General features: G+C 69.7%; 13 protein-coding genes and 1 tRNA gene. 5 read left to right on the top strand and 9 right to left on the bottom strand.

The window, feature by feature from the left end:
- The first annotated feature begins 205 nt into the window (after window positions 1-205).
- Window positions 206-904: a class E sortase gene (locus OHB04_RS20765; protein ID WP_326692826.1), complete on the top strand. Its 699-nt coding sequence runs from the start codon at window positions 206-208 to the stop codon at window positions 902-904.
- Between the two features lie 248 nt (window positions 905-1,152).
- On the opposite strand, the gene pknB is transcribed toward OHB04_RS20765, so the two are convergent.
- The 6 genes from pknB to OHB04_RS20735 all read right to left on the bottom strand — a co-directional run bounded on the left by pknB (window position 1,153) and on the right by OHB04_RS20735 (window position 9,256).
- Window positions 1,153-3,102, bottom strand: coding sequence for a Stk1 family PASTA domain-containing Ser/Thr kinase (pknB, locus tag OHB04_RS20760; RefSeq protein ID WP_326689207.1), 1,950 nt, complete (start codon window positions 3,100-3,102; stop codon window positions 1,153-1,155).
- A gap of 151 nt (window positions 3,103-3,253) precedes the next feature.
- Complete coding sequence (locus OHB04_RS20755; RefSeq protein WP_326689205.1) at window positions 3,254-4,741, bottom strand: peptidoglycan D,D-transpeptidase FtsI family protein; 1,488 nt, start codon at window positions 4,739-4,741, stop codon at window positions 3,254-3,256.
- A complete protein-coding gene (locus OHB04_RS20750) occupies window positions 4,738-6,177 on the bottom strand; it encodes an FtsW/RodA/SpoVE family cell cycle protein (protein ID WP_326689204.1) in 1,440 nt (479 codons plus the stop codon). Before OHB04_RS20750 ends, OHB04_RS20755 begins: the two co-directional genes overlap by 4 nt.
- Window positions 6,178-6,192: 15 nt before the next feature.
- A complete protein-coding gene (locus OHB04_RS20745; RefSeq protein ID WP_326689203.1) occupies window positions 6,193-7,866 on the bottom strand; it encodes a Stp1/IreP family PP2C-type Ser/Thr phosphatase in 1,674 nt (557 codons plus the stop codon).
- 21 nt (window positions 7,867-7,887) lie between these two features.
- Window positions 7,888-8,412, bottom strand: a complete 525-nt coding sequence (locus OHB04_RS20740; protein WP_326689202.1) for an FHA domain-containing protein FhaB/FipA — start codon at window positions 8,410-8,412, stop codon at window positions 7,888-7,890.
- A 10-nt stretch (window positions 8,413-8,422) separates the two neighbouring features.
- Window positions 8,423-9,256: a DUF3662 and FHA domain-containing protein gene (locus tag OHB04_RS20735; protein WP_326689201.1), complete on the bottom strand. Its 834-nt coding sequence runs from the start codon at window positions 9,254-9,256 to the stop codon at window positions 8,423-8,425.
- A gap of 321 nt (window positions 9,257-9,577) precedes the next feature.
- Here OHB04_RS20735 and OHB04_RS20730 point away from each other — a divergent pair.
- A tRNA-Leu gene (locus tag OHB04_RS20730) sits at window positions 9,578-9,661 on the top strand.
- Window positions 9,662-10,170: 509 nt separating this feature from the next.
- Here the strand turns inward: OHB04_RS20730 and OHB04_RS20725 are convergent.
- Window positions 10,171-10,827: an FMN-dependent NADH-azoreductase gene (locus OHB04_RS20725; protein WP_326689200.1), complete on the bottom strand. Its 657-nt coding sequence runs from the start codon at window positions 10,825-10,827 to the stop codon at window positions 10,171-10,173.
- Window positions 10,828-10,936: 109 nt separating this feature from the next.
- Here OHB04_RS20725 and OHB04_RS20720 point away from each other — a divergent pair, with 109 nt between their 5' ends.
- The 3 genes from OHB04_RS20720 to OHB04_RS20710 are packed head-to-tail and all read left to right on the top strand — an operon-like array spanning window position 10,937 to window position 12,540.
- Window positions 10,937-11,335, top strand: coding sequence for a winged helix-turn-helix transcriptional regulator (locus tag OHB04_RS20720; RefSeq protein WP_326689199.1), 399 nt, complete (start codon window positions 10,937-10,939; stop codon window positions 11,333-11,335).
- Between the two features lie 39 nt (window positions 11,336-11,374).
- Window positions 11,375-12,196 (top strand): J domain-containing protein, encoded by an 822-nt coding sequence (locus OHB04_RS20715; RefSeq protein WP_326689197.1) that lies wholly within the window; start codon window positions 11,375-11,377, stop codon window positions 12,194-12,196.
- On the top strand, window positions 12,193-12,540 hold the full coding sequence (locus OHB04_RS20710) for a rhodanese-like domain-containing protein (protein WP_326689196.1): 348 nt from the start codon (window positions 12,193-12,195) through the stop codon (window positions 12,538-12,540). The genes OHB04_RS20715 and OHB04_RS20710 overlap by 4 nt, the downstream gene beginning before the upstream one ends.
- A gap of 128 nt (window positions 12,541-12,668) precedes the next feature.
- On the opposite strand, the gene OHB04_RS20705 is transcribed toward OHB04_RS20710, so the two are convergent.
- The gene (locus OHB04_RS20705; RefSeq protein ID WP_326808009.1) at window positions 12,669-13,775 is read right to left on the bottom strand and encodes an acyl-CoA dehydrogenase family protein; all 1,107 of its coding nucleotides are present in this window, start codon (window positions 13,773-13,775) and stop codon (window positions 12,669-12,671) included.
- A gap of 184 nt (window positions 13,776-13,959) precedes the next feature.
- Complete coding sequence (locus OHB04_RS20700; protein ID WP_326808008.1) at window positions 13,960-15,084, bottom strand: 2Fe-2S iron-sulfur cluster-binding protein; 1,125 nt, start codon at window positions 15,082-15,084, stop codon at window positions 13,960-13,962.

The raw sequence follows: 15,084 nt of genomic DNA, 5'->3' as shown, positions 1-15,084 counted from the left end.
GCCGGAGGAGGCTCTCCAGGGCGACGAGCCCTCCGCGCCGGACGGGGCCGCCGGGTCCGGAGACGGCAGCGGGCCCGACGAGGCCGACGAGGCCGCCGCGTCCGGCGGCGAGAGCGGACCCGGCGACGACGGCGCGTCCGGCGGCGACGGCGGGCCCGGCGACGGCGACAGCGGCCCCGACAAGGGCGGCAGCGGGGGTGACGGCATACCCGCCGCGGCCGGAGCCCGTGGCGGGCGGGGCGCTGTCGCCATCGGCGTCGGGCTCTTCGGCGAGCTGCTGATCACCGCGGGCCTGGTGCTCGCGCTGTTCGTCGTCTACTCGCTGTGGTGGACGAACGTCCTCGCCGACCGCCAGGCCAAGCGCGAGGGCGACCGGGTGCGCCAGCACTGGGCCGCCGGCCGGGGCCCGGGAAACCTGGACACGAAGGACGGCATCGGCTTCCTGCACGTGCCGTCGATGTCCTCGCGCGACATCCTGGTCAAGAAGGGGACCAACCCCAAGGAGCTGAACCAGGGCATCGCGGGTTACTACACGAAGCCGGTCAAGTCCGGGCTCCCGCAGGACCAGTCGGGCAATTTCGCGCTCGCCGCGCACCGCGACGGGCACGGCGCGAAGTTCCACAACATCGACAAGATCGACAAGGGTGACTCCGTCGTCTTCGAGACGAAGAACACCTGGTTCGTCTACAAGGTCTACGCCACCTTGCCGAAGACCTCGAAGTACAACACCGATGTGCTGGACGCGGTGCCCAAGGAGTCGGGCAAGAAGAAGACCGGCCGCTACATCACGCTGACGACCTGCACCCCGGTCTACACCTCGCGCTACCGCTACGTGGTGTGGGGCGAGCTGGTGCGCACCGAGGACGTCGACGACAAGCGCACGCCCCCCGCCGAGCTTCGGTAGTTGCCGGCGAGCGTTGTGGGTTGCCGGCGGACGTTGTGGTTGAGGCCGTCCCCGATTCCGCCGGACCCTGTTCGGCGCCGGAACCTGTTCCGTGGTGGGTGCGAGCCGTCGCGGCGGGATTGATTCCGGGGCCTCGCCCCGAACCCCGAGGTCCAACGAGTGGAGCCCCCCACCAAGAGTGAGGGGCTCCGTCTTCAGCCAGGGCGGTGACCCCTTCGGCCTTCAGCCAGGGGGGTCACCGACGGTGGTCACCCAACGCCGCCGAACCAGCCGCCACCGCCGCCGTCGTCCCCTCCGTCACCGGGGCCGGCCGGGCGGGTGATGATGTCGATCTTGTCGCCCTTCTTGCCCTGGGAGTTGGCGGGCGGGGTGGTGGACACGACTACGGCATTGCCCTTCTTGTCCCCGTGGACGGTGCCGACGTTGAAGCCCGCGCCCTTCAGCTCGCTCCTTGCTTCGCTGAGCTTCTTGTTGGTGACGTCCGGGACGGTGGCGGGCTGGTCGGCAGGTGCCTTGGCGACGGTCAGCTCGATCTCGGTGCCCTCCGGCTGCTTGCCGGGACCCGGGTTCTGCTTGGTGACCGTGCCGGCGGGCTTGGACTCGTCCTCCTCCTCCGCCTTCTTGACCTTGAAGCCGAGCGTGGTGAGCTGTGCGTTCGCCTCGTCGAAGCTCTTGCCGACGACGTTCGGGACGGACGGCTTGGACTCGGTGGCCACCGTCAGGGTGACCGTGGTGCCTCGCCGGACCTTCTGCTCCGCGGCGGGGTCCTGGTCCAGGACGTTGCCGGCCGGCTGCTGGGACTCCTGCTTCTTCTTCTTGACCTTGAAGCCCTGCTCGCTCAGCTTCTGCTTGGCGTCGGCGTAGACCTCGCCCTCGACGTCGGGGACGGCGCGCGGCGCGGCACCCTTGGACAGGATCAGGCTGACGGTGCTGCCCTTGTCGACGTCCTTGCCCGCGGTGGGATCGGTCTTGCAGACCATCTCCTTCTTCTCGCCGCAGTACTCGCTCTGGCCCTTGCTGGCCTTCAGCCCGGCGTTCTCGATGCGGTCGGTGGCCTCCGAGACGGACAGCCCCTTCACATCGGGCACCTCGTTGGAGTCCGGCGGCGAGCTGAGCAGCGCCTTGCCGATGAAGATCGCGCCGACGAGCACCAGAATCACCGCGAGCGCCAGCAGGATCGTCGAGATCGGGCTCTTCTTCGGCTTGCGGCGTCCGCGGTGATCGTCGTAGTAGCCGCCGTCGTCCGGGCGCATGGGCGGCAGCATCGAGGTCTGCGGGTCCTGCGCGCGCATCGCCGCGGTGGGCTGGTCCTCGGGGTAGCCGTACCCGGCGGCGCCCATCGCGCTGGCGGCGACGGGCTGCCCGTCGAGGCAGGCCTCGATGTCGGCGCGCATCTCATCGGCGCTCTGGTAGCGGTAGTCCGGGTCCTTGACCAGGGCCCGCATGACGATCGCGTCCATCTCGGGCGAGATCTCGGGATCGAAGGCGCTGGGCGGCTGCGCCTCCTCGCGCACATGCTGGTACGCCACCGCGACCGGGGAGTCCCCGATGAACGGCGGCCGTACGGTCAACAGCTCGTAGAGCAGGCAGCCGGTCGAATACAGGTCCGAGCGGGCATCGACGGACTCGCCCTTGGCCTGCTCGGGCGAGAGGTATTGCGCGGTGCCGATCACGGCCGAGGTCTGCGTCATGGTCATGCCGGAGTCGCCCATGGCGCGGGCGATGCCGAAGTCCATGACCTTGACCTGGCCGTTGCGCGTCAGCATGACGTTCGCCGGCTTGATGTCGCGGTGGACGATGCCGTTGCGGTGGCTGTACTCCAGGGCCTGGAGGATGCCGACGCACATCTCCATGGAGCGCTCGGGCAGCAGTTTGCGGCCGGAGTGGAGCAGCTCACGGAGCGTGGAGCCGTCCACGTACTCCATGACGATGTACGGGATGGAGACCCCGTCCACGTAGTCCTCGCCCGTGTCGTACACCGCGACGATCGCCGGGTGGTTGAGCGAGGCGGCGGACTGGGCTTCGCGGCGGAAGCGGGCCTGGAACGACGGATCGCGAGCGAGGTCGACGCGGAGCGTCTTGACCGCGACCGTGCGGCCCAGCCGGGTGTCCTGCGCGAGGTAGACCTCGGCCATGCCTCCCCGGCCGAGCACCGAGCCCAGCTCGTACCGGCCGCCTAGGCGACGCGGCTCTTCCATAGTCTCCAGCCCTCTCCGGTCTTCCGTGCCGCGGCGCGTCGAACGTCCGGCCTGCGACACGGCGGTGTGCTGCTCGGCATACGTTACCCGGCCACTCCTGCGTGCTCGGTGTGTCCGTGGTGACCAGGGTCACCTGTGCTGCTGGTACGCGTCACTGCTTCCCGTCGAGGACGGCTTCCATCACGCCCTTGGCGATGGGCGCCGCGAGCTTGCCGCCCGCGATGTCGCTGCGGAGTGTGTCGGAACTCTCCACCACGACAGCGACGGCGACGGGAGATCCGTCACTCGTCTTCGCGTAGGAGATGAACCAGGCGTACGGATTGTCCTTGTTGTTCTCTCCGTGCTGTGCGGTACCGGTCTTGCCTCCGACGGTGACGCCGGGGATCTGGCCGGCCTTTCCGGTGCCTTCCTTGACGACCGTCTCCATGCCCGACTGGAGCTTCTGGGCGTTCTCGGCGGAGACGGGCTCGCTCAGCTGCTTGGGCTTGGTCTGCTCGACGACGTTCAGGTTCGGCGCGACGAGCTGGTCGACCATGTAGGGCTTCATCAGCTTGCCGTCGTTGGCGACAGCCGAGGCGACCATCGCCATCTGGAGCGGCGTGGCGCGGTTGGACGCCTGGCCGATGCCGGCCTGGGCGTTCTGCGGGCGGTTGTCCTTGGGATAGACACTGACCGCCGGGCGGACGGGGGTGTCCTGGTCGCCGCTTTCCAGCGGACGGTTGAAGCCGAACTTCTCCGACTGCTTCATCATCTCGTCGTTGCTCAGATCGTCGCTCATCTTGGCGAAGACGGTGTTGCACGACCACTGGAGGGCGACGCGGATGCTGCCGTTCTTGCACTCCGGGTTGTTGCCCTCGTTGCCGAGGGGGGTGGTGGAGAGGGGCAGCTTGTACGGGTCGGGCGAGTCGGTCTTGGAGTCCAGGTCGTACTTGCCGCTCTCCAGGCCCGCCGCCGCCGTGACGACCTTGAAGGTCGAGCCGGGCGGGTAGGTCTGGCGCAGCGCCCGGTTGAGGGTGGGGTCGTCCTTGTCGTTCTTCTTCTGGAGGGCGTTGTAGGACTTGCTGTCCTTCTCGCTGTTCCCCGCGAAGACCGACGGGTCGTAGGACGGCTTGTTGGCCAGCGCGAGGATGGCGCCGGTCTTCGGGTTGATCGCCGCGACCGCGCCCTTCTTGTCACCGAGCCCGTCGTAGGCGGCCTTCTGCGCCTTGGCGTTCAGCGTCGTGACGACGTTGCCGCCCTTTTGGGGCTTGCCGGTGAGCATGTCGATGGTGCGGTTGAAGAAGAGCCGGTCGTCGTCGCCGGTGAGTATCGGGTCGTACAGGTTCTCCAGCTGGTTGGCGCCGAACGCCTGGGAGGCGTAGCCGGTGACGGGCGCCCACAGCTTGCCGTTCTTGTAGGTGCGCTTGTACTTGAAGTCCGAGTATCCGCCGTCGCTGACGCCCGTCGAGTCGGTGATGGACTTGCCGTCGACGATGATGTTGCCGCGCGGCTGGGCGTACCGCGCGATGTCGACGCGTCGGTTCTTCGAGTCGGTCTTGAGGTCGTCGGCCTGGACGAACTGGAGCCAGTTCGTCCGCACCAGCAGGGCGAGCACGAGCAGGCCGCAGAAGATCGCGATCCGGCGAAGGGGCTTGTTCACGGTCGGACCACCTGAGTCATCTCGGCGTCGGGTGAGGGGGCCGGGGCCGGGGCGGGGCGGCGCGCGGTGTCGCTGATCCGGATCAGGATGCCGACCAGCGCCCAGTTGGCGATCACCGAAGAGCCGCCGGAGGCCAGGAACGGCATCGTCATACCGGTCAGCGGGATCAGACCCATGACGCCGCCTGCGACGACGAAGACCTGGAGGCCGAAGGCGCCGGAGAGGCCGACGGCGAGCAGCTTGCCGAAGGGGTCGCGGGCCGCCAGCGAGATGCGGACACCGCGCTCGACGATCAGGCCGTAGATGATCAGGACCGCCATCATGCCGGTCAGGCCGAGCTCCTCGCCGACCGTGGCGAGGATGAAGTCGGAGTTGGCGGCGAAGCCGATCAGATCGGAGTTGCCCTGCCCCCAGCCGGAGCCGAGCACCCCGCCGGAGCCGAACGCCCACAGCGCTTCCATGGCCTGCTCCGAGTTGCCGGGGATGCCCTGCCTGGCCTTGAGGTACGTGGCCATCGGGTCGAGCCACGCCTCGACACGCTGCTGCACGTGCGGCTCGAAGGTGGCCACGGCCGTGGCGCCGCCGGCGGAGAGGAGCAGACCGAAGACGATCCAGCTGGTGCGCTCGGTGGCGACGTACAGCATGATCACGAAGAGGCCGAAGAAGAGCAGCGAGGTGCCCAGGTCGGTCTCGAAGACCAGGATCATCAAGCTGAGCGCCCAGACCACCAGGATCGGGCCCAGGTCCCGGCCGCGCGGCAGGTAGAGCCCCATGAAGCGGCGCGAGGCCAGCGCGAGCGCGTCGCGTTTCACCATCAGGTAGCCCGCGAAGAACACCGCGATGATGATCTTCACGAACTCGCCGGGCTGGAGGTTGATGAAGCCCAGGTTGACCCAGATCCGCGCGCCGTTGACCGGCTTGAAGAAGACCGGCAGCACCAGCAGCACCAGGCCCACGGCCATGGAGATGTAGGTGTAGCGCTGAAGGACGCGGTGGTCCTTGAGGAACACCAGGATCCCCACCAGCAGCGCGAGCCCGACCGCCGAGTACAGCAGCTGCTTGGGCGCGTCCGGGCTGAACGCGCCGAAGGCGCTCTTCGCGCGCTGGTGCAGCCGCTCCGACTGGTCGAGCCGCCAGATGATCACCAGGCCGAGGCCGTTGAGCAGGATGGCCAGCGGCAGCAGCAGCGGATCGGCGTACGGCGCGAACCGCCGCACCACCAGGTGGCCGATGCCGGCGAGCAGCGTCAGCCCCAAGCCGTAGCCGAGCATGCCGGACGGGAGCTCGTCATTCATGGCCAGGCCCACGTTGGCGTAGGCGAAGACCGGGACGAGGATGGCGAAGACGAGCATCGCCAACTCGGTGTTGCGGCGGCTCGGAAGTCCGCCGGAGGACACCGTGGTGTTACTGCCGGTGTTGGTGAGGTTGCTGCTCATGCCTTGTGCCGCCCCCTACGGCGCGGTGCACTGCTTGGCCAACTCCTGCTGCTTCTCCGTGAGCTTGGGGCTCGGAGACGGAGTGCCGGAGGCGGCGTCAGTGGTGTCGTGGGTGGTGCCGGAGGTGAAGGCGGTCCGGGTGACCGAGCCGGTTCCGGCGGTGCCCGCGGCGGCGGTACCGGTGCCGGACTCCGCTCCGCCCTGCCCGCCCGAGTCGACCGGTTTGTTCTGCTCTTCCGGGTTGTCCCTCCTGCCGGAGTCCTGGGACTTGTCGTCCGGCTTCTTCGGGCGCTTCGGCTTCTTCGGGTGCTGCTTCTCCTCGGCGACGACCTTGCAGACCTCGGCCTGCTTGCCCAACTCGTCGATCTTGGCCTTGGCCTCGTCGAGGTTGTTGAGCGGGATCGTCTCGCGCACCTGGTTGCGCTGGAAAAGGGGCAGGTACTTGAGTTCGATCTCGGGCCGGTCCTCTTGGACCTTGTTCAGCTTGACGCCCGCCAGCTCCTGGCTGATGCCCCGGTAGAGCGCCACGTGCTGGTCGTTGTCGCTGACGTAGTACTGGGTCTGCGTCCAGCGGTAGCCGCCGTAGAGCCCGCCGGCGACGACGGCCAGCGCGAGCGTGATCCACAGCGAGCGCTTGACCCACCGGCGCTTGCCGCCCGGCTTGGTGAAGTCGTCATCGGTGTAGGGCCCGAACGTTCCCGCAGGCGCGGACGGGTCGCCGTCCGGCGGGCCGAAGCCCTCCGGCGGGCCGGACTGGCCCTGCGGGGGCACGCCACCCTTGCCCAGCTCGGCGGCGCGGGCCGCCGGGGTGCGCAGGGCGCCGGGGTCGCCGCCCAGCGGCTGCTGGGTCTCGGCGACCGCGCCGACGATGACCGGGGTGTCGTTGAGCTGCCCCGCGAGGGTGTCCTCGCTGCCCAGCGCGTCGACGTCGAGGACGTCCGCGATGATGCAGGTGATGTTGTCGGGGCCGCCGCCGCGCAGCGCGAGCTGGATCAGCTCCTGGATGGTCTCCTGCGGGCCGTGATAGCCGCCGAGGGTGTCCTCCAGCGTCTGGTGCGAGACGACGCCGGACAGCCCGTCCGAGCACAGCAGATAACGGTCGCCGACCCGCACCTCGCGGATCGACAGATCGGGCTCGACGTGGTCACCGCTGCCCAGCGCGCGCATCAGCAAGGAGCGCTGCGGGTGGGTGGTGGCCTCTTCCTCGGTGATCCGGCCCTCGTCCACCAGCCGCTGCACCCAGGTGTGGTCCTGGGTGATCTGGGTGAGCTGGCCGTCGCGCAGCAGATAGGCGCGTGAGTCGCCCACATGCACGAGCCCGAGCCGCTGTCCCGTCCACAGCAGGGCGGTGAGCGTGGTGCCCATGCCCTCCAGCTGCGGATCCTCCTCGACCATGACCCGAAGCTGGTCGTTGGCGCGCTGCACGGTCGTGCCGAGGGAGGTGAGGATGTCGGATCCGGGAATGTCCTCATCCAGCTGGACCATGGTGGAGATCACCTCGGAGGAGGCGACCTCGCCGGCGGCCTGGCCGCCCATGCCGTCGGCGACCGCGAGCAGCCGTGGCCCGGCATAACCCGAGTCCTCGTTGTGCTCGCGGATCATGCCGTCGTGTGATCCGGCGGCAAAGCGCAGTGACAGGCTCATGCGCACCTCGCCCGTCGGCTCCGGGTACATCCGCACGGTGCCCACCCTCCGGTCGTCATGTCGGTACTACTTCCGCAGCTCGATGACCGTCTTGCCGATACGGATCGGCGCTCCGGGCGAGATCGGCGTCGGTGTGGTGAGCCGTGTCCTGTCGAGATACGTGCCGTTGGTCGACCCGAGGTCCTCGACGATCCACTGGCCGTCACGGTCCGGGTAGATCCTGGCATGCCTGCTGGACGCGTAGTCGTCGTCCAGCACGATCGTGGAATCGTGGGCACGCCCGAGGGTGATGGTCTGGCCCTGGAGGGCCACGGTGGTTCCGGTGAGCGAGCCCTCCGAGACCACGAGCTTGGTGGGGGCGTTCCGTCCGCCCCCGCGCCCACGCCGGCCACCGCCCCCCTGTGGCGGGCGCTGCGGCTGCTGGGGCCGCTGCTGTTGTTGCGGGCGCTGCGCTTCGGCGCGCCGCGCGGTCCGCTGGGTCACCCGGGTGCCGAACAGGTCACTTCTGATGACCTGGATGGACACGATGACGAACAGCCACAATACGGCGAGAAACCCCAACCGCATGACCGTGAGGGTCAGCTCTGACATTGCCCCCGCTTCACCCTTCGGCTTGCCGGTAAATGATCGTGGTGCTGCCCACAACGATGCGTGAGCCGTCGCGGAGCGTAGCGCGCGTGGTGTGCTGTCCGTCTACCACGATTCCGTTTGTGGAGCCCAGATCCGCGATCGAAGAGGGGTTTCCCGCCCGGATTTCGCAGTGCCGCCGCGAGACTCCGGGGTCGTCGACCCGTACGTCCGCCTCCGTGCTGCGGCCCAGCACGAGGGTCGGACCGGAGATCTGGTGCCTGTTGCCGTTGATCTCGATCCAGCGCCGGGTCTCAGCCCCCGGCAGCGGACCGGCCGAGCCCGCGGGGCCCGGCGCGAAGGCCGGAGGCGAGCCGGGAGGCCCCGACGGCACCGGGGGCGCCGCGGCGGGGCGGGGCGGAAAGCCACCGGGTGCCGCGCCGCCCGCGGGGTTCGGGGCGCCGCGCTGCCCTTCCGCCTGGGGCTGGGAGGTGCTGGAGGCGAGGGTACGGCTGCGCACGCGGTACAGCCCCGTGTCGAGGTCCTCGGCCTTCTCCAGGTGGACCTTGATGGGGCCCATGAAGGTGTAGCGCTGCTGCTTCGCGTAGTCGCGCACCATACTGGAGAGTTCGTCACCGAGCTGGCCCGAGTACGGGCTGAGCCTGTCGTAGTCCGGAGTGCTCAGCTCGACGATGAAGTCGTTGGGTACGACGGTGCGCTCACGGTTCCAGATCGTGGCGTTGTTGTCGCACTCACGCTGAAGGGCACCCGCGATCTCTACGGGCTGCACTTCGGATTTGAACACCTTCGCGAAGGTGCCGTTGACGAGACCTTCGAGTCGCTGCTCGAAGCGCTTCATAACTCCCACGGTGCACCTCCTTCCCAGATGCCCTCGGACCTAGTGCCACTTCCAGTGTGTCCCCGGGCGCGGGCACGACGAGTCTGCGGTACTGCTTACTGATCGTATCCACGCGTGGGGAAATCGGCTGGTTCCCCGGTGGAGGCCCGCGGTCAAGTGTTGCCTCTCACAGTGCCTCGCACCGCCTCACACCTTCGCATGGATCGTAGAGGGCTCGCGCCGAGTGTCCTGCCAGAGCTGCCGAATACGGATGTGAGTCCACCCCTGGCACCGTGCTAATCTTCTGGATGTCGGCAGGCGCCCGCTACGGGCCAGGCGGCAGCACCCAATGCGCGGGTGGCGGAATAGGCAGACGCGCTGGATTCAGGTTCCAGTGTCCGAAAGGACGTGGGGGTTCAACTCCCCCCTCGCGCACAGTGAAGAAGGCCCTCACCGGGTTCCGGTGGGGGCCTTCTTCGTGGTTTCCCATGCGGCTCTCGGGCGCTTCTCATCCGCGGCGCTTCTCATCCGCTTCTCACGCGCTTCGGCGGGGAGCCCTCCCGGCGTCGGGCCCGGCCTGGATCTGGCTTGGATCTTGCTGAGACCTGGCCGGGATCCGGCCGGGGCCTGGCTGGAGTCCGGCTTGGGCGCGCGTCTACGCCGCGTCCGCCGCCGGTGGTTCCGCGCATACGGATGGTGACCGGAGAATGACGTCCCGCGATGTCTGAGCCGCGGGCAGGGGGAGTACGACGAGTGCCGCATCGCGGCAGCCTGCGGTGGGACGGGCCGCTCTTGGTGAATGTGGCTTCCGGCGGCTCCGGTTGGCCGCGCGGGGCTGATCGGCCACGCGGGGCCGACCGGGCCCGCTCGTGGTGGCCGGCTGTCGGCGGTCGGCTGGCTGTCGACAGCCGACAACAGGCTGTGGGCGGGCGGTGGCAGGTCCGTTACGCCGCGAGGTTCGCGGCCAGGGCCTTGGCGCGGCTCTCGGCGGCCTCGTGGGCCTGGGCGCGGGAGGTCTTCGCCAGGTCGATGAGCTCTTCCATGCCGGGGGTCGTCTCGGCGAGCGTCAGCTCGGGGACGATGAACTCCACGTCCAGGCCGAATCCGCCCTCGCCGAGGACCTTGCCGAGGTAGTTCTGCACGAACTCGAAGCTCTCGCGGGGAGTGCCCGGCCCGTAGCCGCCGCCGCGGCTGGCGACGACGGTGGCGGGCTTGCCGGCGGCGGAGGGGGCGTCGGTGCCGGTGGTGCGGCCGATGATGATCACCTGGTCCAGCCACGCCTTCAGCGTGGAGGGGATCGTGAAGTTGTACATCGGGGCGCCTATCAGCACGGCGTCCGCCCGCTCCAGCTCGCCGGCCAGCTCGTCCCGCAGTACGAAGGCGGCGGCCTGCTCGGGCGAACGGTCATCAGGGGCGGTGAAGCCGGCCGACGCGGCCAGGCCGTCCAGGTGCGGGAGCGGGTTGGCGCCCAGGTCGCGGTAGATCACGGTGCCGTCGGGGTGCTCGGCCTCCCATGCCTTGCGGAAGGAGGCGGTGACGTCCCGGGAGACGGAGGCTTCCTGCGGGAAGAGGGACGAGTCGATGTGCAGCAGCGTGGCCATTGGGGGGCTCCTAGTGCTTCGTAAGCAGGGGAAATTTCCTACGTAACTATTTCTAGCACAGTCACTTACTTTTCTGCACCCACTTGTGGAGTACCAGTACCCTGGAGTCATGTCAGAGCTTGGAGAGCTGCGAGACCCGCCGGACGAGCGGTCCCTGGCTTCGGCCTGCTCCGCTCCCGAGACCGCCATCACCCGGGTCTTCCACCTGCTGGGCAAGCGGTGGACGGGGCTGATACTGGCCGCGTTGATGAGTGGCCCGGGACACTTCGCCGAGCTGCGCCGGGCGGTCCCCGGCATCAGCGAGCGCATGCTCTCCGACCGGCTGACCGAGCTGGCGGCGCTCGGGCTGGTCACGCGCGCCGTGGAGGAGGGCCCGCCGCTGCGGGTCAGCTACAGCCTCACGGACTCGGGCCACGCACTGAGACCCGCCATGGTGGAGCTGACGCGCTGGGCGGACGGGCACCTTCCGCGGGACGCCGGTACGTGTCCGGAGGCGTTCCGGGAGTGAGCTCACGGCTCGGTGGGGGTCGGCCGTAGGGTGGAGGCGATGAACGCCAACTCTCCTACGCACGCGAGCGACGAGCCCGGCACCGAGCGGCTCGAAAAGGCGGTGCGGGCTGCGGAGACCGCGCTGATCGAGTACGAGATCGCGGTCGAGACCTTCCGGGTGGAGGTGGAGAACTTCTCGCGGCTCCACCACCAGCGCCTCGGCCCCGTCTATGCCCGCCTGGACGAGCTGGACGCCCAGATCGCCGAGGCCGTCGCCGCGCGCACCGGCGATCCGGAGGACATCCGCAAGGCCGAAGAGGCCCGCGGAGCCGTGTTGCCGATGCCCCAGGTCGAAGAGCTGTTCTTCGGCTGGATCGGCTCGGAGGGCATGCTCCCCGAGGCCCAGGCGATGCTCAACGAGCAGCCCGTCAGCCCGCCCAGCCGGGTTCGGCCCAGCGAAGAGGCCCGTAAGGCGTTCCGTGACCTGGTCCGCAAGGCCCACCCCGACCTCGCGCAGGACGACGCGGAGCGCGAGCGGCGCGAAGCTTTTCTCGTACGGGTGAACAAGGCCTACGCGGAAGGGGACGCGGCCACGCTCCACGCGCTCGCCGAGGAGTGGGAGGCCGGGCCGCTGCCGGGGCCGGTGGCGGCGCTGCTGCGCAGCGAGGAGCTGTACGCGCGTCTGGAGTGGCTCTCGCGGCGCAAGGAGATGCTCGCGGAGGCCGCCGCGGAGCTGGAGGGAAGCGCGATCGGCGCCATGCTGAAGATGGCGCCGGACGACCCGGACACGCTTTTGGAAGAGATCGCCGAGCAGCTGCTCGGACAGGTGGCCGAGCGCGAGCGGGAGCTCGCCCGGCTGAGAGAGGGAGAGCAGGGATGAACGCCCTTCCCGGACAGGTGCCGCAGACAGATGTGGCCTCGCTGCCGTCCGAAGCGCTGCTGCTGGACGTCCGAGAGGACGACGAGTGGGCGGCGGGGCACGCCGAGGGCGCGCTGCACATTCCGATGAGCGATTTCGTCGCCCGTCAGGGCGAGTTGACCGAGCGCCTCGGTGAGGGCGAGCGGGTGTATGTCGTCTGCCGGGTCGGCGGTCGCTCGGCGCAGGTCGCCGCGTATCTGCTCCAGCAGGGGCTGGACGCGGTGAATGTGGACGGCGGCATGCTCGCGTGGGAGAGCGCGGGCCGTCCCCTGGTCGGGGAGGCGGAGCCGGCGTTCGTGCGCTGAGGCGGAGCGGGCGGCCGTGTGCCTGAGCGCCGGTCGGTGCCTGAGAGTGCCGGTCGGTTCCTGGGGAGGCGTTGGCCGGGCTTGGTGTGGACCGGTGTCCGCCGGGCTCAGGGCTGAGGGCTGAGGGCTCAGGTGGGCTGGTGGGTGGCGAGCAGGTCGCCGAGGGCTTCCTCGTGGGCGGCTGCCGGGCCCATGGACAGCTCCAGTTGCTTGGCCCAGGCGTGGAAGCGGTGCAGCGGGTAGTCGGTGTCGGCGCCCATGCCTCCGTGCAGATGCTGGGCGGTCTGCACCACCCTGCGTACCCCCTCCGACGCCCAGATCTTGGCGACCGCCACATCCAGGGGGGCCAGCCGCCAGGCCGCCTGCCAGAGCGTGGCCTCCATCGCCCGTACGTCGATGTAGCGGTCGGCGGTCTGGACGGCCACCGCCTGGAACGTGGCGACGGGGAAGCCGAATTGCCGGCGCTCGCTGACGTATGCGCTGGTCATCTCCAGCACCCTGCCGGCGAGCCCGAGCGCGAGCGCACAGGTGCCCGTGGTCAGCAGCCGGTGCAGGTGGTCCGCCGCCTCCGGCGCTTCGATGAGATCGCGGTCGGGGATGTGGGCCGCGGCGAGGCGTATCTCGGCGTAGCGCTCCCCGTTGGTGGACGCCTGCTCGGCCAGGGTGACGCCTGGTGCGTCCGGCGGGAGGAAGGCCAGCACGGGTGTGCCCTGCGCGGTGTGCGCCGGGATCACCGTCAGGCCGGCGGTCTGCGCCCAGGGCACCGCCGTCTGCGTCCCTTCGAGACTCCAGCCCCCTCCTTCACGGGCGGCCGTGACGGCGTGGTGGGGCGGCTCGTGTCCCGTACGGCCGTGGGCCGCCGCCGTCAGCGTCAGCTCGCCCGCCGCGATACGGGGCAGCAGCGCGGCCCGCAGCTCCGCGCTTCCGTACGCGCCGAGGATGAGCGCCGCCGCGCTGGTCTCCAGCAGGGGGACTCGGGCGAGCACCCGGCCGGCCTCGCGCAGCACCAGGCACAGCGCCACCGGGTCCAGGCCCGATCCGCCGTGCTCCTGGGGCACGAAGAGGCCGAGCAGGTCGGATGTGGCGAGCTGCCGCCACAGCGCGCGGTCGAAATCGTCGGCGACGGCCGCCCGCACCAGCGCGGGGCTTTCCACCGCATCGAGCGAGACCCCCGAGAAGGCGGCCTTCGCGGCTTCCTGGGCCGCCTGCTGCTCCTCGCTGAAGCTGAAGTCCATGGCTTCTCTCCCCTGCGTGCGCTGCGTGCCCTGTGTGACCTGCGTGCGCTGCGTGCCTGGCGACCGGTTGTGGCCCGCGACGTGTGTGCCGCTCTGGCTGACGGGGCGTCAGGTTAATGGCGGGGGACGCACTTTGCCAGGGGTGGGCGAGGCCTGGCGCCAAGCGTCCGGGGGAGGACCGGAGCTAAGCGTCGAAGTCCACCTCGACCTTGGGGGTGAGGGGGTGGGACTGGCAGGCCAGGACGTACCCCGCGTCCAACTCCTCGGGCTCCAGCGCGTAGTTGCGGTCCATGTGGACCTCGCCCGACAGCAGCCGCACCCGGCAGGTGCCGCATACGCCCCCCTTGCACGCGTACGGGGCATCCGCGCGGTTGCGCAGCACCGTCTCCAGGACCGATTCGCCGTCGTCCATGGGCCAGCTGCCGCCGCGCCCCGCCAGCGTGGCGCTGACCGTCACCGAGCCGGTCGGCAGCGAGCCGGCAGGCCCAGCGAGCCCAGCAGGGCGAGCCGGGGACGTGGAGGTGGTGGTGAGGGTGTTCGCTGCCACGCCCCCTTCCATGCCCGCGTCCGCGTGGAAGATCTCCTGGTGGATGCGGGATCTGGGCACGCCCAGGGAGCGCAGCGCCTTGGATGCGCTCTCCACCAGCCCCAGCGGGCCGCACAGATACCAGCCGTCCATGGCCGGTATCCCCGGCGCGTACAGGAGGGAGGGCAGCAGCGCGGTCAGCCGCTCCTCATCCAGCCGTCCGGAGGCCAGCCCGCTGTGCTGTTCCTCGCGCGAGAGGACCGTCACCAGCTGGAAGCGGTCGGGGTAGCGGTCCTTGAGGTCGGCCACCTCCTCCAGGAACATCGTCGAGGCCGTCGTCCGGTCGCTGCGTATCAGACAGAACCGCGCCTCGGGCTCCCGCTTCAGCAGCGTCGCGGCGATGGAGAGCACGGGGGTGATGCCGCTCCCGCCGACCACCGCGGCGAAGTGCCCGGGGCGCGGCTCCAGAATGAACCGGCCGGTGGGCGGCAGCACCTCGACCGTTCTCCCCTCGGTCAGCTCCTTGAGGGCGTACGTGGAGAACTCGCCGCGCTCGACCAGGCGGACGCCGACCCGCAGCGTCTCGGGAGCGGCGCCTGCCGGGTCGCACAGCGAGTAGGTGCGGCGGATCTCCTCGCCGCGCTCGTTCGTCCTGCGCAGCGCGATGTGCTGACCCGGCGCGTAGGCGTATGCCGCGCGCAGCTCGGGCGGAACGTCGAGGGTCAGCGCAGCGGAGTCGTCCGTGAGCTGTTCGACGGCCCTGACGTGCAGCGGATGGAACAC

It is taken from the genome of Streptomyces sp. NBC_01775 (assembly GCF_035917675.1).
Classification (GTDB): Bacteria; Actinomycetota; Actinomycetes; order Streptomycetales; family Streptomycetaceae; genus Streptomyces.
Note: the sequence above shows the minus strand (reverse complement) of the source record. Positions and strands in the feature narration are given on the sequence as shown.